The sequence below is a fragment of the Shewanella sp. SM74 genome, assembly GCF_025653725.1.
Lineage (GTDB): Bacteria > Pseudomonadota > Gammaproteobacteria > Enterobacterales > Shewanellaceae > Shewanella > Shewanella oncorhynchi.
Window position 1 is genome coordinate 117,765 of the sequence record NZ_JAKKRZ010000003.1, and the last position, 16,463, is coordinate 134,227.

16 protein-coding genes are annotated in these 16,463 nt (G+C 43.5%); all 16 read right to left on the reverse strand.

Features of this window, described 5'->3' with window-relative positions; genetic code table 11:
* Positions 1-35 precede the first annotated feature (35 nt).
* On the reverse strand, positions 36-371 hold the full coding sequence (fliE, locus tag L5M49_RS04420) for a flagellar hook-basal body complex protein FliE (protein WP_028761191.1): 336 nt from the start codon (positions 369-371) through the stop codon (positions 36-38).
* A 231-nt stretch (positions 372-602) separates the two neighbouring features.
* Positions 603-1,946: a sigma-54-dependent transcriptional regulator gene (locus L5M49_RS04425; protein WP_263148449.1), complete on the reverse strand. Its 1,344-nt coding sequence runs from the start codon at positions 1,944-1,946 to the stop codon at positions 603-605.
* Positions 1,939-3,021, reverse strand: coding sequence for a sensor histidine kinase (locus L5M49_RS04430; RefSeq protein WP_113939465.1), 1,083 nt, complete (start codon positions 3,019-3,021; stop codon positions 1,939-1,941). The genes L5M49_RS04425 and L5M49_RS04430 overlap by 8 nt, the downstream gene beginning before the upstream one ends.
* A gap of 109 nt (positions 3,022-3,130) precedes the next feature.
* Complete coding sequence (locus L5M49_RS04435) at positions 3,131-4,564, reverse strand: sigma-54 dependent transcriptional regulator (RefSeq protein ID WP_283090761.1); 1,434 nt, start codon at positions 4,562-4,564, stop codon at positions 3,131-3,133.
* A 286-nt stretch (positions 4,565-4,850) separates the two neighbouring features.
* Positions 4,851-5,261: a flagellar export chaperone FliS gene (gene fliS, locus L5M49_RS04440; protein ID WP_212600932.1), complete on the reverse strand. Its 411-nt coding sequence runs from the start codon at positions 5,259-5,261 to the stop codon at positions 4,851-4,853.
* Between the two features lie 6 nt (positions 5,262-5,267).
* Positions 5,268-5,588 carry a flagella biosynthesis chaperone for FliD, FliT gene (locus tag L5M49_RS04445; protein ID WP_263265531.1) on the reverse strand — a complete coding sequence of 107 codons (321 nt, stop codon included), beginning with the start codon at positions 5,586-5,588 and terminating at the stop codon, positions 5,268-5,270.
* Between the two features lie 30 nt (positions 5,589-5,618).
* A complete protein-coding gene (gene fliD / locus L5M49_RS04450) occupies positions 5,619-6,989 on the reverse strand; it encodes a flagellar filament capping protein FliD (RefSeq protein ID WP_263265532.1) in 1,371 nt (456 codons plus the stop codon).
* 33 nt (positions 6,990-7,022) lie between these two features.
* Positions 7,023-7,400: a flagellar protein FlaG gene (locus tag L5M49_RS04455; RefSeq protein ID WP_263265533.1), complete on the reverse strand. Its 378-nt coding sequence runs from the start codon at positions 7,398-7,400 to the stop codon at positions 7,023-7,025.
* A 140-nt stretch (positions 7,401-7,540) separates the two neighbouring features.
* Positions 7,541-8,359 (reverse strand): flagellin, encoded by an 819-nt coding sequence (locus tag L5M49_RS04460; protein WP_263265534.1) that lies wholly within the window; start codon positions 8,357-8,359, stop codon positions 7,541-7,543.
* A 253-nt stretch (positions 8,360-8,612) separates the two neighbouring features.
* On the reverse strand, positions 8,613-9,434 hold the full coding sequence (locus L5M49_RS04465) for a flagellin (protein WP_173497644.1): 822 nt from the start codon (positions 9,432-9,434) through the stop codon (positions 8,613-8,615).
* 94 nt (positions 9,435-9,528) lie between these two features.
* A complete protein-coding gene (gene flgL / locus L5M49_RS04470; protein ID WP_263168860.1) occupies positions 9,529-10,740 on the reverse strand; it encodes a flagellar hook-associated protein FlgL in 1,212 nt (403 codons plus the stop codon).
* An 11-nt stretch (positions 10,741-10,751) separates the two neighbouring features.
* Positions 10,752-12,677 (reverse strand): flagellar hook-associated protein FlgK, encoded by a 1,926-nt coding sequence (gene flgK / locus L5M49_RS04475; protein WP_113939459.1) that lies wholly within the window; start codon positions 12,675-12,677, stop codon positions 10,752-10,754.
* 40 nt (positions 12,678-12,717) lie between these two features.
* Entirely contained in the window at positions 12,718-13,860 is a 1,143-nt protein-coding gene (flgJ, locus tag L5M49_RS04480) for a flagellar assembly peptidoglycan hydrolase FlgJ (protein ID WP_028761202.1), read from the reverse strand.
* Positions 13,861-13,877: 17 nt separating this feature from the next.
* Entirely contained in the window at positions 13,878-14,969 is a 1,092-nt protein-coding gene (locus tag L5M49_RS04485) for a flagellar basal body P-ring protein FlgI (RefSeq protein WP_028761203.1), read from the reverse strand.
* Between the two features lie 11 nt (positions 14,970-14,980).
* Positions 14,981-15,655, reverse strand: a complete 675-nt coding sequence (gene flgH / locus L5M49_RS04490; protein ID WP_028761204.1) for a flagellar basal body L-ring protein FlgH — start codon at positions 15,653-15,655, stop codon at positions 14,981-14,983.
* An 11-nt stretch (positions 15,656-15,666) separates the two neighbouring features.
* Complete coding sequence (gene flgG / locus L5M49_RS04495; RefSeq protein WP_028761205.1) at positions 15,667-16,455, reverse strand: flagellar basal-body rod protein FlgG; 789 nt, start codon at positions 16,453-16,455, stop codon at positions 15,667-15,669.
* Positions 16,456-16,463: the final 8 nt, after the last annotated feature.

Here is a 16,463-nt window from a genome sequence, read left to right on the forward strand (position 1 = left end):
ACGATTCGTACCTGCTAATTGGGTTATTCACTGGCCTAGACAGGCATGCTCATTATTTCTTTGTAGGCTTCGACAAGCTTATTACGCACTTGCACTGTCGCCTCGAAAGCGACACTCGCTTTCTCACGGGCAATCACAGTGTCCGATAAAGAAACGGTAGTATCACCCATCTCTAAACGTGTCGCGAGGTTTGACGATGCAGACTGTAAGCCGCTGACATTGCCGACGGCTTGCGATAGCAACTGACCGAAGTCTGCACCACTGGTGTTATTCACTTGCTGCATGATATTTGGCTGAACGCCAAACGACGGCGTTATTTCGCCTTGGAGTTTCTGCATTTCCTGCAGGAATGAATTTGCGCCTATTTGCATGCTGAGCTCCCAGTCGTCGAGTTCTTGACGATCAAAATACCGATAACGGGACAATGCAAAATAACGGCCAAGTTTTCAGATGGTCGTGATTGATAATAAATTGACGGGATAAGAAGATGTCAATAACTAAGGATTTTGGATGAAATGAGCCACTTTTGCGGTTGTGTGTTTTAATAAATACAGCCTCACACTCAATGTGGAGGCTGCGTGATGATAACTTGAATTTATAGACTAATTTGGCAGTTGGATCCCCATATCACGCATCCTTGCCATCTTGTATCTTAGGGTTCGTGCGCTAATTCCTAGCTTTTCGGCGACTAACTTACGACTTCCTTGGCATTGATTAAGGGTCTCTAAAATAATCACATGTTCTTGAGCTTTGAGCTCTTCACCTAAACCGTCTGGCTCAGAAGAAAATGAGTCTAGATCTTCACCGCTTAAAATCACATCCTGCGCATCGATAATAATGTCATTGGCAGTGATCAATTGACCAGCTCTTAATATCAAAGCACGCTGGATCACATTGTCGAGTTCACGTACGTTCCCAGGCCAGCGATGACTCAATAAACGTCGACGCGCATTCTCATCCAACTCAGGCACATCGGCAACATTCAATGCCTTAGCATGTTTAGCTAGTAAATGACGCGCAAGAGGTAAAATATCTGCAGGACGTTGACTTAACGCAGGCCAAGCTAAAGGAAATACGTTAATTCGATAGTAGAGATCTTCCCTAAATCCCCCTGCGGCGACCACTGCCTTTAAATCACGATTGGATGTAGCAAGCACGCGCACATCCAATTTAATAGTTTTACGGCCACCTAAACGCTCAACTTCACGCTCTTGCAAAACCCGCAACAACTTAGCTTGTAAGCCTAAATCCATCTCAGAGATTTCATCGAGCAGCAAAGTGCCACCTTGAGCCTGCTCAAATTTCCCCGGACACGCTTGATAAGCCCCCGTAAATGCACCCTTTTCATAACCAAAAAGGGTGGCTTCGAGCATGTTCTCAGGAATAGCGGCACAGTTAATGGCCACAAAGGCTTGATTAGCACGGCTACTATGTTGATGAATATAACGGGCCAAAACCTCTTTACCCGAACCGCTAGGACCTAAGATCATGACAGAGGCATCGGAGGCGGCAACCCGTTGAGCAAGTGCTAATAATGCTAAACTTTTCTCATCAGCGACGACGGGCTGATCCACATTTTGTTTTAATGGCAAATAGCGTGAGACTTGATTGAGTAACACTTCTGGTGCAAAAGGTTTGGCTAAATAATCAACAGCGCCTAATTTTATAGCGTTCACCGCGCTACCAATAGTCGCGTAGGCCGTCATCAACAGCACTGGCAACTTAGGATGATGCTGCTGCAGATAGTTCAATAAACCTAAACCACCAATACCTTGCATCTGCACATCGCTAATAACTAAATCAAACTGATGTTGTTTCAAGGCTAAAATAGCGTCTTCACCGGAGGCAACATCAACACACTCATACTGAGCCAGCATTAAGGTATCAAACAAGGCTTCACGTAATGAAGCATCATCCTCAACGAGCAATAACTTTGCTTCAGACATGGGTAATCTCCAAAGGTAATATCACCGCGGATTTAGCCCTTGGGAATACTAAAGACACAGTACAGCCTTTATTCGGTACACAACTGAGTTGCAGTTGCCCCCCATGATTGCGCACCACAGATTGCACAACGGCTAACCCAAGCCCAGTTCCCTGCGACTTAGTCGTAAAGAAAGGTTCAAATACCTTCTGCTGCATAGTGGCGTCTAAGCCTTTACCATTATCGATGACGTCCAATAATAACCGTTCGCCCTCTTCCTTCGCTTGGATACGAATTTCAGTTGCTCCGGCTTCTATGCTGTTCATGACTAAATTATTAATCGCCGAGCTTAATGCATTGGAATTAGCTAACATCGAGCTGCTTGACGCATCATCAAATAACAAGTCACAGCCTTGCTTTGCCGCTATTGGCTCACAATTTGCCAAAACATTGTCGATAACCTCAGCCAACGAGATTAGATCTCCAAGTTCATCCTGACGGCCTTTCGCCATCAATAGCATGTCGTTAACCTGCCGCTCGAGTTCATTGAGTCTATCAACAAGTTTTTGTTGGAATTTAGCTTTAGCGGCATCGGATAACTTCGGACTCGCAAGGTTTGAAGCGTATAACAAAGCGGCTGATAAAGGCGTGCGCACCTGATGAGCCAAAGTTGCTACCATCTTGCCCAGTGCAGATAAACGTTGTAAATGGGAGATATTTTTCTGTAATAACCGAGTTTCAGTCAGATCAGTTAGCACAATTAATTGACCAGGCTCTGGCGTCAATGGCGTAATCGCTAATTTAACGCGGCGGCCATTACGCAGCGACACTTCGTGGCCATCATCGTCCTGCGGCGCAAAGGCACTGTGGATCACATCAATCCAGCGAACACCACACAAGGAGCGCTCAAGTAATTCAACTGCAACCGGATTTGCATCCGTGACTATACCGTCGCCATTGATAATCACCACGCCGGATGGCATAGCCTGTAAAATATGCTCCATTCGATTGGACATATTCGCGGCCTCACGCAGTTGGTTCCATTGTTTGCTAGTGTGCTTGAATGACTCAATTTGCGCTAGTGGGTTGGCTGACATAGTCACTCCGTCAAAAAATTGCTTATGACGGGGTGACTGCAGTATCTATGCCAAATTGGAAATTGAACTTTAGAGGTTAAAACAACTTATATAACAATAAAATAGAAAACTAATCTTTTGTCATTCCGTACTTACGCATTTTTTCTACAAGCGTTGTACGGCGTATTCCAAGCATTTCAGCAGCGCGAGCTACGACATTATCTTGTAGCTCTAGCGCCTGACGTATCATGTCTATTTCTAGTTCTGCTAACAAATCCTTAAGGTTCACACCTTCAGGCGGCAGCTCACTAGGGAAACGCGTTTCAGGGATTTCAACCGGCTCTTCATCGCTAAAGATAGAAGCTAAAGCATCACGTTCCTGTTGCTCTTCACTCATCTCTACACAATATTCGGGCACATCGATATGGCGATATTTGACAGGTAAATCGTTAACATCGACCAGTCCACCCGGATATAAAATGGTGAGGCGTTCGACTAAATTAGACAGCTCGCGCACGTTGCCCGACCAAGCATGTTCTTTCAGCGACTCTATCGCACGCTGCGTAAAACGCACCTTACCACGGCCTTCGTTATAGACTCGGCTAACTAACTCTTGTAATAGCAAAGGCACATCGTCCTTGCGATCACACAACGCGGGCATTTCAATCGGGAATACGTTTAGGCGGTAATAAAGATCCTCACGGAACTCATTAACGCTGATCATGGTTTCTAAATCTCTATGTGTCGCAGCAACTACGCGTACATCAGCATTAATTGTCTTAGTACCACCAACGCGCTCAAATACCCGCTCTTGCAGCACACGGAGTAATTTAACTTGCATTTGTAGTGGCATGTCTCCTATTTCATCGAGAAATAGTGTACCACCTTCAGCTAATTCAAAACGGCCTTTACGAGAACAGATTGCCCCAGTAAATGACCCCTTTTCATGACCAAATAGCTCACTCTCTAATAACTCAGGCGGTATAGCACCACAGTTAACAGGGATAAATGGACCGTCACGGCGCTCAGACAAATAATGGATATTACGGGCGACCACTTCTTTACCTGTACCTGATTGACCCAGAACAAGCACGGTTGCCTCAGATGTTGCTACTTGATTTATCAAGTGCCTCACATTCGCAATACCATCACTGCGTCCCACTAAGCTTCGGAATAACTTTGTTTGATTCGCACTAGTAGGGACTTGAGGCCGTTTAACTTGACCGAATACTTGGCAAAAGTGTAATAATTCAGTGAGCTGAGGATACGTTAAAGGTTCTTCTATATGTCCAAGAATATTAGACACTTGCAGATTGTCAACATTGCCAAGCAACAGCATAGGTTGCCATGGATGTTGACCTGCGATGTTTTTAAGCCCATCAGCATCCATAACATCAGTTAGGATAACTAAAGCTCGAAAACGGGTATCTTGGAGGCTAGCACTTAATTTTTCGGTGTCAATTTGTACAAATTGCTCACCTAAAAAATCCAAAATGCAACACAGGCGATTTAATCGCTCTGATGGAGGGCCGATAAGTAAAATTCGTTGATCTGTTTGCATCATTCAGTAGGCCGTAAAGCTCTAATATGTATTAATTCGCATTAATTATTTATGATTAGTTGCTGTAAAAGCTTAACAAATTCAATGTAACAATCTGTGCCACCATCACTACTTGTGATGAATATTGTATTATCAGCAGGCGAGAAGCAAGCCTCAGATGAGGTTTATGCCAAACTGAATTGATTTTAGTTCATTTACATCATGATTCTAGTCTAAAACGTCAATACTTTGACTTTTAGCCAAAAAAAGACGCAACCAGTGCGTCTATTTTTAATCACCAAATAAAATATTAACCCGCTTCAGAATGCGCAGAAATATTATGTTTATCTGCAGGAATTGCATCCCAACCTTCTTTGATTGTACGTAAAATATCACATACATCATCGATTGCTTTCACATCATTATTTAGGTTAGCTTCAGAAATTCTACGCAACATAAAGTCATATAAATCACTCAAATTTCTGGCTATCTGGCCACCAGCATCCATATCTAGGCTATTGTTTAAACCAGTAATAATTCCAATAGCCTTGCCAATATACATACCTTTATTAGACAAGTCATTTTGTTCAATCGCAAGACGACTTTGTGCTAAACGTTGCAATGCCCCCGCAAACATAAGCTGAATAATACGATGTGGTGACGCAACAGTAATTTCACTCTCTAAAGACACCTTACGATACGATTGCAGTGATCCTCTCATAAACACCTACCTGTTTAAATCTATAGTCTCATAAACACTAATCTGGCGCTTATTCTTATTACCTGCATGTAATAATGCTTGTCTATCTGCCATAACAACACTTGCTTTACCTGTGTACTCTTGAGTAAGTTCAAGCTGATGTTGAAGATAATCAACATCTGTCATATTAGCATCAGCCACTAATACATTGAGTAAAATTTGACGCTCTCCAACCAGTACCTGCAAGTTCGACACCAACTCGTCAGATTGAGGTGATTCAGCAGGAAGCTGAGTCAGTTTATTTAAAATTTCACTCAAAAGGACATTAAGCTCATCGAGTTGTTTCACTTATACTCCCCTTACTCATTTATAATTTCACTATCGTTTTTTAACTGCTCCAGGAAGCGAATTCAAACGATCAACAAGACCACTGCTCTGCTGATTTAGTTTTCCAACGACTAGATCCATTGCATTAAATTGCTTTGTTAAACGGGCAGTTAGTTGATCCATCTTAAGCGTGAAAGCTTCTCTTCTATCAGTAAGCTGGCTTTGTTGATTAGTATATCCGGTTTGACGTGACGCAATTAATCCTCGAGACTTAACATAACTATTTGCAAGATCATTAAAACGATTAGCAAGCCCTTTATCTGGTGTCGAGAATAATGCCTCAACACTGGCCATATCTTCAGAGATAACTTTATTAAGTTTAGTGTCATCGACAGATAACTTACCATATCTATCTGTTTTTATACCAATATCATATAATGCTATCGAACTGCCGCTATCAGTTGGCACTCGTTCACTCGATATACTTCGGAGTTGCGATTCTATAGAACGGATCATAGAGTCGCCCTGTAATGCAGCTGCTGTTTTTTTCTCTTTATCATAAGACGACATTTTATCAACTGCAGTCGCTAAACTATTGTAGGCATCAACAAAAGCTTTTACATTTGTCTTTACTGCATCATCATCTTGTTCAATTTTTAACGTAGTCGTCTTAGAAACATCAGAATCAGTTAAGTTTAACGTCACCCCTGCAATAGCATTTTTAACTTCATTAGTTTGTGAGGTAACTTTCTGATTATCGATATAAACAACTGCATTTTTAGCATCTTGAAGCGTAGAGATATTTCCAGCACCGAACATATCATTGAGTCCAGTTCCAGTCGTGTCATTAGCTGTAATACTAATTTGATTGTCTTCACCTGACTTATCTGAACTAAAAACCAATCGACTGCCTGCATCACTGGTAATAACGGTTGCAGTTACGCCCGCATTATCTGGGGATTCATTAACTTTTTTAGCAATGGCAGCAAGTGAATCGGTAGCCGAAACATCAATGGAGAAATTCTTACCATTGATACCAAAATCAAGGCTCCCTTCACCTACAGGTAATCCAGGATCTGCAACGTTTTTTCCAGCAATTTTATGATTTACCGCAAGTTGCTCAACTTTAATACCATAGCTACCCGCTTGTGCGGTTTTGTCTGTTGTTGCTGACAAATAAGTTTGATTACTAACAGAAACCTTACGCAGATTGAGGGCATCGCCAGTTTGAAGTTTTTTTAAGGCATCTTGAAACGTAGACAACGCACTTTTTAAGGTTCCCATAGCTGAAACTTTTGCTTTGATGCTGTCTTCCGTTTTATTAAACATCGCTTCTTTCGGTGTTTTTTCGGCATCAACTAAAACTTGCACAATTTCACTAATTTTAAGGCCAGATCCCATGCCTGTCGCTGTTAATGCCATATAGACCTCTCAATCAAACGTACTTACAAATATTTATGCTTCTGTTTTCATCAAAAGCCCTGTGACTTCTGATAGTTTTTCTGCCAAGGCTAATGCTTCTTCACTTGGCATTTGTCTAATCACATCACCAGTATCTCGGTCAAGTACAGTCACAACAGCTTGTCCAGAGTTCTCATCAACCTTAAATGCTAAACCTTTACGCATCATAGACATCATATCAGACAACTCTGTGGCAACTTGAGCCAGCTTACTTGGATTCTGTTCATTTTTCGTTACATCTTGTTCAACAGCTTGTTCAATAGTCGTATTTAGCTTTAATTCAGCATCTGGATCAGATGCTTTTAGCGGCGTTTGAGCTAAATCAACCTTACTGTGAAGCATAGAAGGTGAACTTGCTATATTGATATCCATAGCCATACCTCAGCAAATTTAGTAATAACTTTAAACGGTTACATTAAAATTACCCTATAAAACTACATTAACCTTTAAAGTGGCAAAGGGAGATCCGTCACCGAACCTCCCTTATCACTTTCTCACTATTCTGCTTTAAACTACAGCAGTGACAAGGCCACTTGAGGTAACTGGTTGGCTTGGGCCAACATTGCAGAACCCGTTTGTTGCAACACTTGGTTCTTGGTCATTTGTGATGTTTCTTTCGCGAAATCTACATCCACAATTCGACTCTTCGCATCAGCAACGTTGGCTTGAGTATTAGCACTGTTACTGATGTTGTATGCTAGACGGTTTTGTTTAGCACCTAAGTTAGCACGCTGATTATCAATCGTTTTAATAGCAGCATCAATATTCGCAAGTGCAGTTGAACGACCAGCAGAACTTCCAACAGACAAACTATTAACAGATAACGCTCCAGCATTCGTTGCTTTTACTGAAATCGTAATGTCTTCGGCTTCTTGGTGTCCAACTTGGAAGGTCTTACCTGCGGAGAAATTACCATTCAGTAATTTTGTGCTACCAAATGCAGTTGTATCACCGATTGCTGTAATTTCTAATGCCAGTTCATCTATCTCGCTTTGCAATGCTGTCAAATCGTCAGTACTGTTAGAACCGTTCTCTGCTTGTACCGTCAAATCACGCATACGTTGAAGCATGTTAGTCTGTTCTTGCATCGCACCTTCAGAAATCTGGGCGATTGAAATGGCATCGTTAGCATTGCGCATACCAACATCAAGGCCACGCACTTGGCTGTTTAGTCGGTTAGATATCGCTAAACCAGCAGCGTCATCTTTGGCACTGTTAATACGCAGACCACTGGATAAACGTTCCATAGATGTGGCCAAACCGCCTGCGGAAGTATTTAAATTCTTTTGAGCTTTTAATGAAGTGACGTTTGTGTTTACTGTAATGGCCATGATCGTTTCCTCTTTATACCTGGCTTGTGAACTTGCCTGTCTACTTAAGCCAGGCGGGTCTTAGTGGTTACAGTATATTTAACGGCAGCATCTTTTTTAACTTTAGAGTTATTTTTTAAAATATCTTGATTTTAAAAAATAACTCTAATTATCATAAACATAAATATCAACTCCTATAAAACTTTGCCTACTTTTCTAGATAATTCTAGAACAAGTAGGCAAAAGCACTTCATATAACATCACGCAAGTAACATTAACCCAGAAGAGATAATGCAACTTGAGGTAACTGGTTAGCCTGTGCAAGCATTGCAGAACCCGTTTGTTGTAACACTTGGTTCTTAGTCATAACTGAAGTTTCCTTCGCAAAATCGACATCCACGATACGACTCTTAGCATCAGCAACGTTGGCTTGAGTATTAGCACTGTTACTAATGTTATAGGCCAAACGGTTTTGCTTCGCACCTAAATTGGCTCGTTGATTGTCAATTGTTTTAATGGCAGCATCAATATTCGCAAGTGCAGTTGAACGACCAGCAGAAGTCGCTACTGATAACGAATTGACAGATAAACTTGCAGCATTAGTTGTCCCTACCGAAATAATGACATCCTCAGCTTCTTGGTGCCCTACTTGGAAGGTTTTACCCGCAGAAAATCCACCAGTCATTAATTTGGTATTACCAAACGCCGTACTATCACCTATAGCAGTAATTTCTTCTGCTAATTGATCCATCTCTTTTTGCAATGCAGTCAAGTCATCAGTGCTATTCGCACCGTTTTCTGCTTGAACAGTCAAATCACGCATACGCTGCAACATATTGGTTTGCTCTTGCATCGCACCTTCGGCAATTTGAGCAATTGAAATCGCATCATTTGCGTTACGCATACCCACATCTAAACCGCGCACTTGGCTGTTCAAGCGGTTAGAAATGGCTAGACCAGCGGCGTCGTCTTTCGCACTGTTAATGCGTAGACCACTGGATAAACGTTCCATTGAGGTCGCTAAACCGCTACTGGAAGTATTTAAATTCTTTTGTGCCTTCATTGAAGTCACGTTGGTATTTACTGTAATAGCCATGTTGAGTTCCTCTTCCTAGTTATACCGCCAAGGCTTGGAGCTTGGCTAAATTTTTAACAATTTATCTTACAGATGGATAGGTACTTGCTTTCTGTTAAATAAAGTCGAACAGGGAAACAGAACCCACCTTACTAAACACGCTAGAGACTGCGTTCAATGCAAGCTGTTGCTTTTCAAATTCCGTAATCGCTGATGCATAATCGAGATCTTCCAAGAGTGATAGCGCTGATGAGTTCACCACTTTCTCCTCGGTATGAGTCTCTTTGTAACTTTCGACAACTTTCAGATTATTCCCCGCCACACTTCTGGCAGAACTAATTTGATTGACGCCACTATCGATGTTATTCAATATCTGTGCCAACTGAGCTCGCCCTTGGGGAGTGTTGGCAGAATTAGGGTCTTCAATTAATGCAATCGCACTGCTGATCGTATCGAAAATACTGACTTCGGCCTGCGGCTCCATGGTGAAACTATCGCCAGCGCTGGGTTTTCCATCAATTTTAACTTCTATACCATTAAAACTAACGGGATTAGTGGCATCGAAGTTAGCTACGTTTGCGACGGGATTACTTGCAGAATCGAGCACTTGCAAGTTAGTACCACCGGCACCATTATCAGTGAAGTTAAATGTATATGTATCAGCAACATAAGTTGCTGTATCAGCAATTTTTGCTGTTTTAACGCTTAACTCCCCCTGCTGACTGGCCAAATAATTGACGCTATAATCACCAAGTCCATTGGGTGCTTTCATAAACGCGCTATCGCCAGGGATGTTTGTCCCCATGGCAACACCCGTTTGTACTAAACTATTTTTGACGCCAGAATCGCCGCTATACACTATTTTAGGCGGCGTCGAGTTATCAAAAGCAAAAGGTTCTTTATCGGTACTGAAACCAGAGAACATATAATTGCCAGATTCATCCTTACTATTCGCAATAGAGAGCAATTCTTCTAAGCTGCCTTTCATCTCTTCGGCAATCATTTGCCGCTCAGTTCCTGAGAGTGTGCCGTTTATCGCTCGCATAACTTGCTCACGCATAGAGCCAGTTAAATCTTCAGCACTACCGAGTTTGCTTTCTGCCACAGCAAGACGATTTTTCGCATAGTCAATATTTTTCATAAACTGATCGACTAGCGCATTTTTCTGATTCAGATTATCGATACCCTGTGACGCCACAGGATCATCACCAGCAGTATTGACTTTCTTACCACTGCTCAATTGGTCAAGAATTTTGCTGGTCGCCGTTTGCTTTTGCAGCACACTGGTAATGCTTTGATTAAAAATCTGCGCGGATGATAATCGCATAGTTAAATCTCCTAACGCACTGAGGATAATAAGGTGTCAAAAATCTGCTGTGCAGTCGTCATGATCCGCGCAGAGGCTTGATAGGCTTGCTGAAAACGCATTAAATTTGCTGCTTCTTCATCTAAGTTCACACCCGACTCACTCTCTACTCGCGCATAAGCTTGTTGATACACGGCCTCTGCCGAACCGACACGCACTTCAGCCGCTTTCGTTTTACTGCCTACCTCGAGCTTAGTATTCTCGAACACATCAGCTAGGGTCGACTTTCCCCCATTCATCACCTTACTTTCGCTCAACTTAGCCATAGCGACAGCATTAGAGTTATCCCCCTCTGCGAAGGATAAATCGAAGGTAAATCTGTCATTGCCTGCAGCCGCTTTGCTGTCAACTTCAAAGGTAAAACCAAAAGCGCTAATACTCGGAGGCGTATAAGGGGCTGCAGCCCCAAGGGATGTTCCCGCGGCGTCGAATGCTTCATAGGTTGGAGGCACAACTGTGGTATCGAGCTTTATCGTCAACTCACTGCCCGTTACAGGGAAATTTGCGGCATTACGATTGCTAATTTGAGTCAGCTTCACTTGGGTATTGCCAGAGTTAGCGGCATCTGCGGTAATCTTTGGTGATGCGGCGGCAATGCCTTTAGGGTCTTTCATGACCACTTCAATGCCATTTGAAGCACCCGCTGTCGGGCGAATGGCAAAACGATCGCCAGACGCCATAGCGCCCGCTTTTATGTCAATTGAAAATCCAGATCCACCCGATAAAGTCGAGCCATTTAACGTCAGTGGCGTAATTGCCCCCGTTTTCGAATCTCTCAGTTCATAAGTTGCAGGCGCGGTAAATGACAGTTCGTAGGCACCACCAGTTAATAAACTGGTGTCATCTATGGTGACGCCTAACGTTGCATTACCCGTATTACCAGAAAAACCTGCTGCACGGCCCAAAGACATCATAGGATCGTTGATATCTTTGAAGATATTGGCACCAACTTGTCCATTGAGGTCAATACCTTGTGCTTGCATTTTATTGAAGTTATCAGCCACGCCCAAGGCTAATTGATCGAGCTCATGACCCGCGGGAATTAACGTTTGATCACGATAATCAAAAATGGCCCCTAACTGACCGCCAAGTTTACTCGGATCAACAGTGACACTTTGCGAACCAATACTTGAAGTCAATTGGAGCTCATTCGGAAATGGATCACCCGCTTGGACTCCCATCGTCATAGCAATTTCGCCAGAAACCAACATCACTGAGCCACCGAGCATTACGCTCTTAGCACCATTTTCTAATGGAATAACATTCACTTGAGCGTACTGGCTTAACTCTTGAACAAGTGCATCTTGCTTATCAAGCAACTGCGCATCCTGATTCGGCGACTTCATTAACTCTAGGTTTAAATTTGCCAGTTCTGTACTGATCTCATTGATACGCTTAGTCATACCAGTGATCTGGTCATTGGTCTGATTAAGCTGGCCATTCAAATACGACTGCATCTGATTAAGACTGCTGGCAACTTGCTGTGCGTTTGTTAGGGTCGAACTCCGAATACCCAAATCTGCAGGCAAATCAGCCACACTATTCAGCCCCGAAAACAGGTCATTCAAGCTTTGTGGCACAACTTTACCTACCTGTGAAAACAGCTGATCTAGCTCACTCAATTTACCGTAGCTGGCTTCGGCGGCACTTAACGTTGTTTGGCCAATGCGTAACTCTCTTGCGGCATAGTCATTGTAGATACGCTTAACGTCATTAACGTAAGTTCCTGTGCCATAAAAACTACTACCAAAACGCTGCGATTCAAGAGTCGACTGGGTTGCCACTTGTCTGTGGTAACCAGCGGTATTGGCGTTAGCTATGTTATTACTGGTAACACCCAGTTGCGACTGGGAGGCAAGCACCCCAGTTCGCGCTATATTCAGTAGATCAACGGCCATTAGTTGACACTCCTATGAACAAACAGGGTTGTAAGATTCATCATTTGTCTTCTCCTGGCAGAATTGATTTCAGTTCTTCACTGATCGACTGCATCACTTTAATCACTTTTTCAGCGTATCGAGGATCAGTGGCATAACCCGCATCCTGCAAAGCTCGGATGAATTGAGTAGGGGAAGCGGCCACTTTTTTCGCATCTTGATAACGTTCACCTTCGGCAATGAAGGACACAAAATCGTTAAAGCTATGCTCGAAATCACTATAAACTCGGAAGTCAGCTTTTTGCTGAACAGCAACACCGTGCTCAAATTCTAAGGTACTGACGTTAGCCTTATCACCTAACCAACGACGATCAGCTTTAATGTTGAATAGGTTATGACTCGGCGCACCGTTATTGCCGCGGACGATTTTTTGTCCCCAGCCAGTTTCCAGTGCCGATTGCGCCAACAATACTTCTGGTTGAGTACCTAATGTTTTTGCGGCTTTTTCAGCATGTGGATATAAGGTCGCTAAAAATTCTTCTCGACTACCAAACCTGACAATCTTTTGGGTTTCCCTAAATGCTGCCGTCGGCAAAACTTGGCCGCTAATCACAGGTTCTACCACTGAAAGTGATTGTTCACTCCAGCTCGGCTTAGGCGTATCGATAGCCAGTGAACGATTAGGCGCATCAATGTCCATTGATGAATTTGCATCTTCAGCTCTATCCGGTTCAAATACAGGCCGAGCGATAGCAGCCGGCACACCATGATTTACAACTGTGGGTTCAACCACAGGAGCGGCTGAACTCTGCATAGGCACATTAAGCGCTTTATCGTCGTGGAGCATTTTCATGCCACCATCGTCACGCAATACCGATGCAGGCGTGAAATGACTTGTTTCGGGAGAGAGTTGCTGCACCATCATATCGGCAAGGCCCAATACACCTTTGTCAGATAAATCGACCGATAACTGCTGATCGCGCATCTGCTCGTAAAACTGAGTGTATTGGCTATTGAGTGGACTATCAGACTGAAAAACCGCATTGGCATCGCGCATACTTTTCATCAGCATTTGCACGAAAATACCTTCAAATTGTTGGGCGACCTTTTTCAAGGCGCCCTTCTCATCTTTCTGAGCCTGGGCGCGGAGTGAATCTAGCCCGCCCAGGTCAAGAAAATGTGATGAACTTGAAAGCTTTTCCATGATTTTCCCGACAGAAATTAGATGATGATAAGTTCACCATGCAAAGCTCCTGCCACTTTTAATGCTTCAAGTATTGCTAACACATCTGAAGGGGCTGCACCGACTAAGTTAACCGCTCTAACCAGCTCATCCAGCGTAGTGCCTGGATTAAACATAAACATACGACGGTCACTTTCTGTCGCTGTGATCGTACTATTACTCGTGACGGTTGTTTGACCATTAGCCAAGGCATTTGGCTGCGAAACCTGTGTCGCCTCCGCAATCGTGACAGTCATGCCGCCATGGGTAATCGCCGCAGGGAGTAAGCGTACGTTTTGCCCAACCACTATGGTTCCAGTACGTGAATTAACGATCACTTTGGCAGATTCCTCTGCGGGAACAACATCAAGGTTTTCAAGCGTTGCTAAAAAGGAGACTCGTTGTGATACATCACGTGGAGCCGTTACCTGAACAGACGTCGCATCTAAAGGACGCGCCATATCTGGACCTAATAGATCATTGATCGCATCGGCCATGCGCTGCGCAGTAGAGAAATCCGAACGACGTAGGTTAAACGTCAAATAATCGCCAGTTGAAAATGGGGTTGCTACACTACGCTCAACAATTGCGCCATTGGGTATACGACCTACAGTTGGCGTATTTTGAATCACCTTTGAACCATCTAAACCATCGGCACTAAAACCACTCACCACTAAACTACCTTGGGCGATCGCATACACATTACCGTCTACCCCTTTCAAAAAGGTCTGTAATAAGGTGCCACCGCGTAAGCTTTTGGCTTCGCCTAAGCTAGATACCGTCACGTCAAGATCTTGACCAGGTTTGATAAAGGCAGGCATATCCGCGTGTACGGCTACCACTGCAACGTTTTTAATTTTCGGTTTGACGTTGTCAGGAAGATTAATCCCAAAGTTTTTGAGCATAGTCATAAAGGTCTGCTCGGTATAACTGGTTTTTTCCCCCGTTCCCGGTAAACCGACCACTAAGCCATAACCAATCAACTGGTTACTACGCACACCTTGCACATTGGCAATATCTTTAATTCGTTCAGCCTGACTAGGTAGAGAAAACACTAGCATGGCAACGGCTAACACCAGTTTATATTTCATGATACGACTCCTTAGAAGGGCCACCAGTCGCTCATAAAGAACTGGCTTAACCAGCCCACTTTTTGAGCATCTGCGAAAGTGCCTGTGCCACTGTATTGGATACGGGCATTAGCCATTCGCGTTGAATCGACAGTGTTATCGGGTTTAATGTCCTGCGAGCGAACGAGACCAGTGACACGAATAAACTCATCACCATTATTGATTGAAATCCATTTTTCACCACGGATCACTAAGCTGCCGTTGTTCAGCACTTGCATCACGTTTGCCGAGATACTGCCATCTAGACTATTGCTCTGATCCGCATCCGATTCACGCTTAGTGTTCATGCTATCTTTGTAACGCAAATCAATTGGCACTCCGCCAATGGACACATTACTACCACCAGCAAAGATGGGATCTAAGCTCATGTCTGAGCCTTTTTTGATCTGATTGCCTGCACTCTTCTTCGCCTGAGTCGATTCCTTCAATACGATAGTGATAATGTCACCGACTTTATGGGCGCGTATATCCGAATACAAGCTAGATGCTTGGCTGTCTTGATAAATAGAGCCAGTTGCGGCAATTTTTGTCGGCGGCGCCTCTGGGTATACCGGCGCGTAAAAGGGATCATCCGCAAGGGGTTTCTTTTGCGTCGAGCTACAGGCTGCAAGCAATAACGCGACGGCCAACACAAGATATCTAGCCATGATGTTTGCCTCTATAAATTCTGAGTCACATAAGACAGCATCTGATCTACCGCTGAAATCACTTTGGAGTTCATCTCGTAAATGCGCTGACTTTCGATAAGGTTCACCAGTTCCTCGGTCACGTTCACGTTAGAGGTTTCTAAGGCGCCTTGACGAATAGCACCCATACCATCTAACGAAGCGGTACCTTGAATTGGCGTGCCGCTCGCACCAGTTTCCGTATATAAGTTTTGTCCCATAGGATCTAGACCCGATGGATTAATAAAATCCGTCATAGTCAACTGACCCACGACTTGGTTCTCAGCGGTACCCGGCGTTTTTACTGAAACTTCACCCTCCGCTGAAACGGTAATACTGGTCGCATTATCAGGAATAGTGATCGCGGGTTGTAGCAAATAGCCAGAACCTGGCGTCACAATCTGACCCGTATCATCTAAGGTAAACTGACCATTTCGAGTATAAGCAGTGGTTCCATCAGGAAGCTGTATTTCAAAAAATCCAGGACCTTCAATCATGAGATCCAGTGAGTTATCCGTCGTCAGCATGTTACCCTGAGTAAACATTTTTTGAGTAGCGACGACTTTCGTACCCGCACCTATGTTTAATCCGTTGGGTAGCTTAGTGTTAGATGCACTAACACCACCTGCTTGGTTAACTGTTTGATAGAGTAAATCTTCAAATACTGCGCGGCTTTTTTTGTAGCCCACAGTGCTAGCGTTCGCTACGTTGTTTGAAATCACTGAAATATCAGTTTGCTGTGCGTCTAAGCCAGTTTTACTAATCCATAACGCCGGATGCATAATCTATC

What these genes read in the sequence shown, in the direction of transcription:
- L5M49_RS04465 (WP_173497644.1), bottom strand. Translation starts at nt 9,434, where the DNA reads ATGGCTATTACAGTAAATACCAACGTGACTTCAATGAAGGCACAAAAG.
- fliD (WP_263265532.1), bottom strand. Translation starts at nt 6,989, where the DNA reads ATGGCATTAACAGCGACAGGCATGGGATCTGGCCTTAAAATTAGTGAA.
- L5M49_RS04435 (WP_283090761.1), bottom strand. Translation starts at nt 4,564, where the DNA reads ATGATGCAAACAGATCAACGAATTTTACTTATCGGCCCTCCATCAGAG.
- L5M49_RS04455 (WP_263265533.1), bottom strand. Translation starts at nt 7,400, where the DNA reads ATGGATATCAATATAGCAAGTTCACCTTCTATGCTTCACAGTAAGGTT.
- flgK (WP_113939459.1), bottom strand. Translation starts at nt 12,677, where the DNA reads ATGGCCGTTGATCTACTGAATATAGCGCGAACTGGGGTGCTTGCCTCC.
- L5M49_RS04430 (WP_113939465.1), bottom strand. Translation starts at nt 3,021, where the DNA reads ATGTCAGCCAACCCACTAGCGCAAATTGAGTCATTCAAGCACACTAGC.
- fliS (WP_212600932.1), bottom strand. Translation starts at nt 5,261, where the DNA reads ATGAGAGGATCACTGCAATCGTATCGTAAGGTGTCTTTAGAGAGTGAA.
- flgH (WP_028761204.1), bottom strand. Translation starts at nt 15,655, where the DNA reads ATGGCTAGATATCTTGTGTTGGCCGTCGCGTTATTGCTTGCAGCCTGT.
- flgJ (WP_028761202.1), bottom strand. Translation starts at nt 13,860, where the DNA reads ATGGAAAAGCTTTCAAGTTCATCACATTTTCTTGACCTGGGCGGGCTA.
- fliE (WP_028761191.1), bottom strand. Translation starts at nt 371, where the DNA reads ATGCAAATAGGCGCAAATTCATTCCTGCAGGAAATGCAGAAACTCCAA.
- L5M49_RS04425 (WP_263148449.1), bottom strand. Translation starts at nt 1,946, where the DNA reads ATGTCTGAAGCAAAGTTATTGCTCGTTGAGGATGATGCTTCATTACGT.
- L5M49_RS04460 (WP_263265534.1), bottom strand. Translation starts at nt 8,359, where the DNA reads ATGGCCATTACAGTAAACACAAACGTCACTTCATTAAAAGCTCAAAAG.
- flgL (WP_263168860.1), bottom strand. Translation starts at nt 10,740, where the DNA reads ATGCGATTATCATCCGCGCAGATTTTTAATCAAAGCATTACCAGTGTG.
- flgG (WP_028761205.1), bottom strand. Translation starts at nt 16,455, where the DNA reads ATGCATCCGGCGTTATGGATTAGTAAAACTGGCTTAGACGCACAGCAA.
- L5M49_RS04485 (WP_028761203.1), bottom strand. Translation starts at nt 14,969, where the DNA reads ATGAAATATAAACTGGTGTTAGCCGTTGCCATGCTAGTGTTTTCTCTA.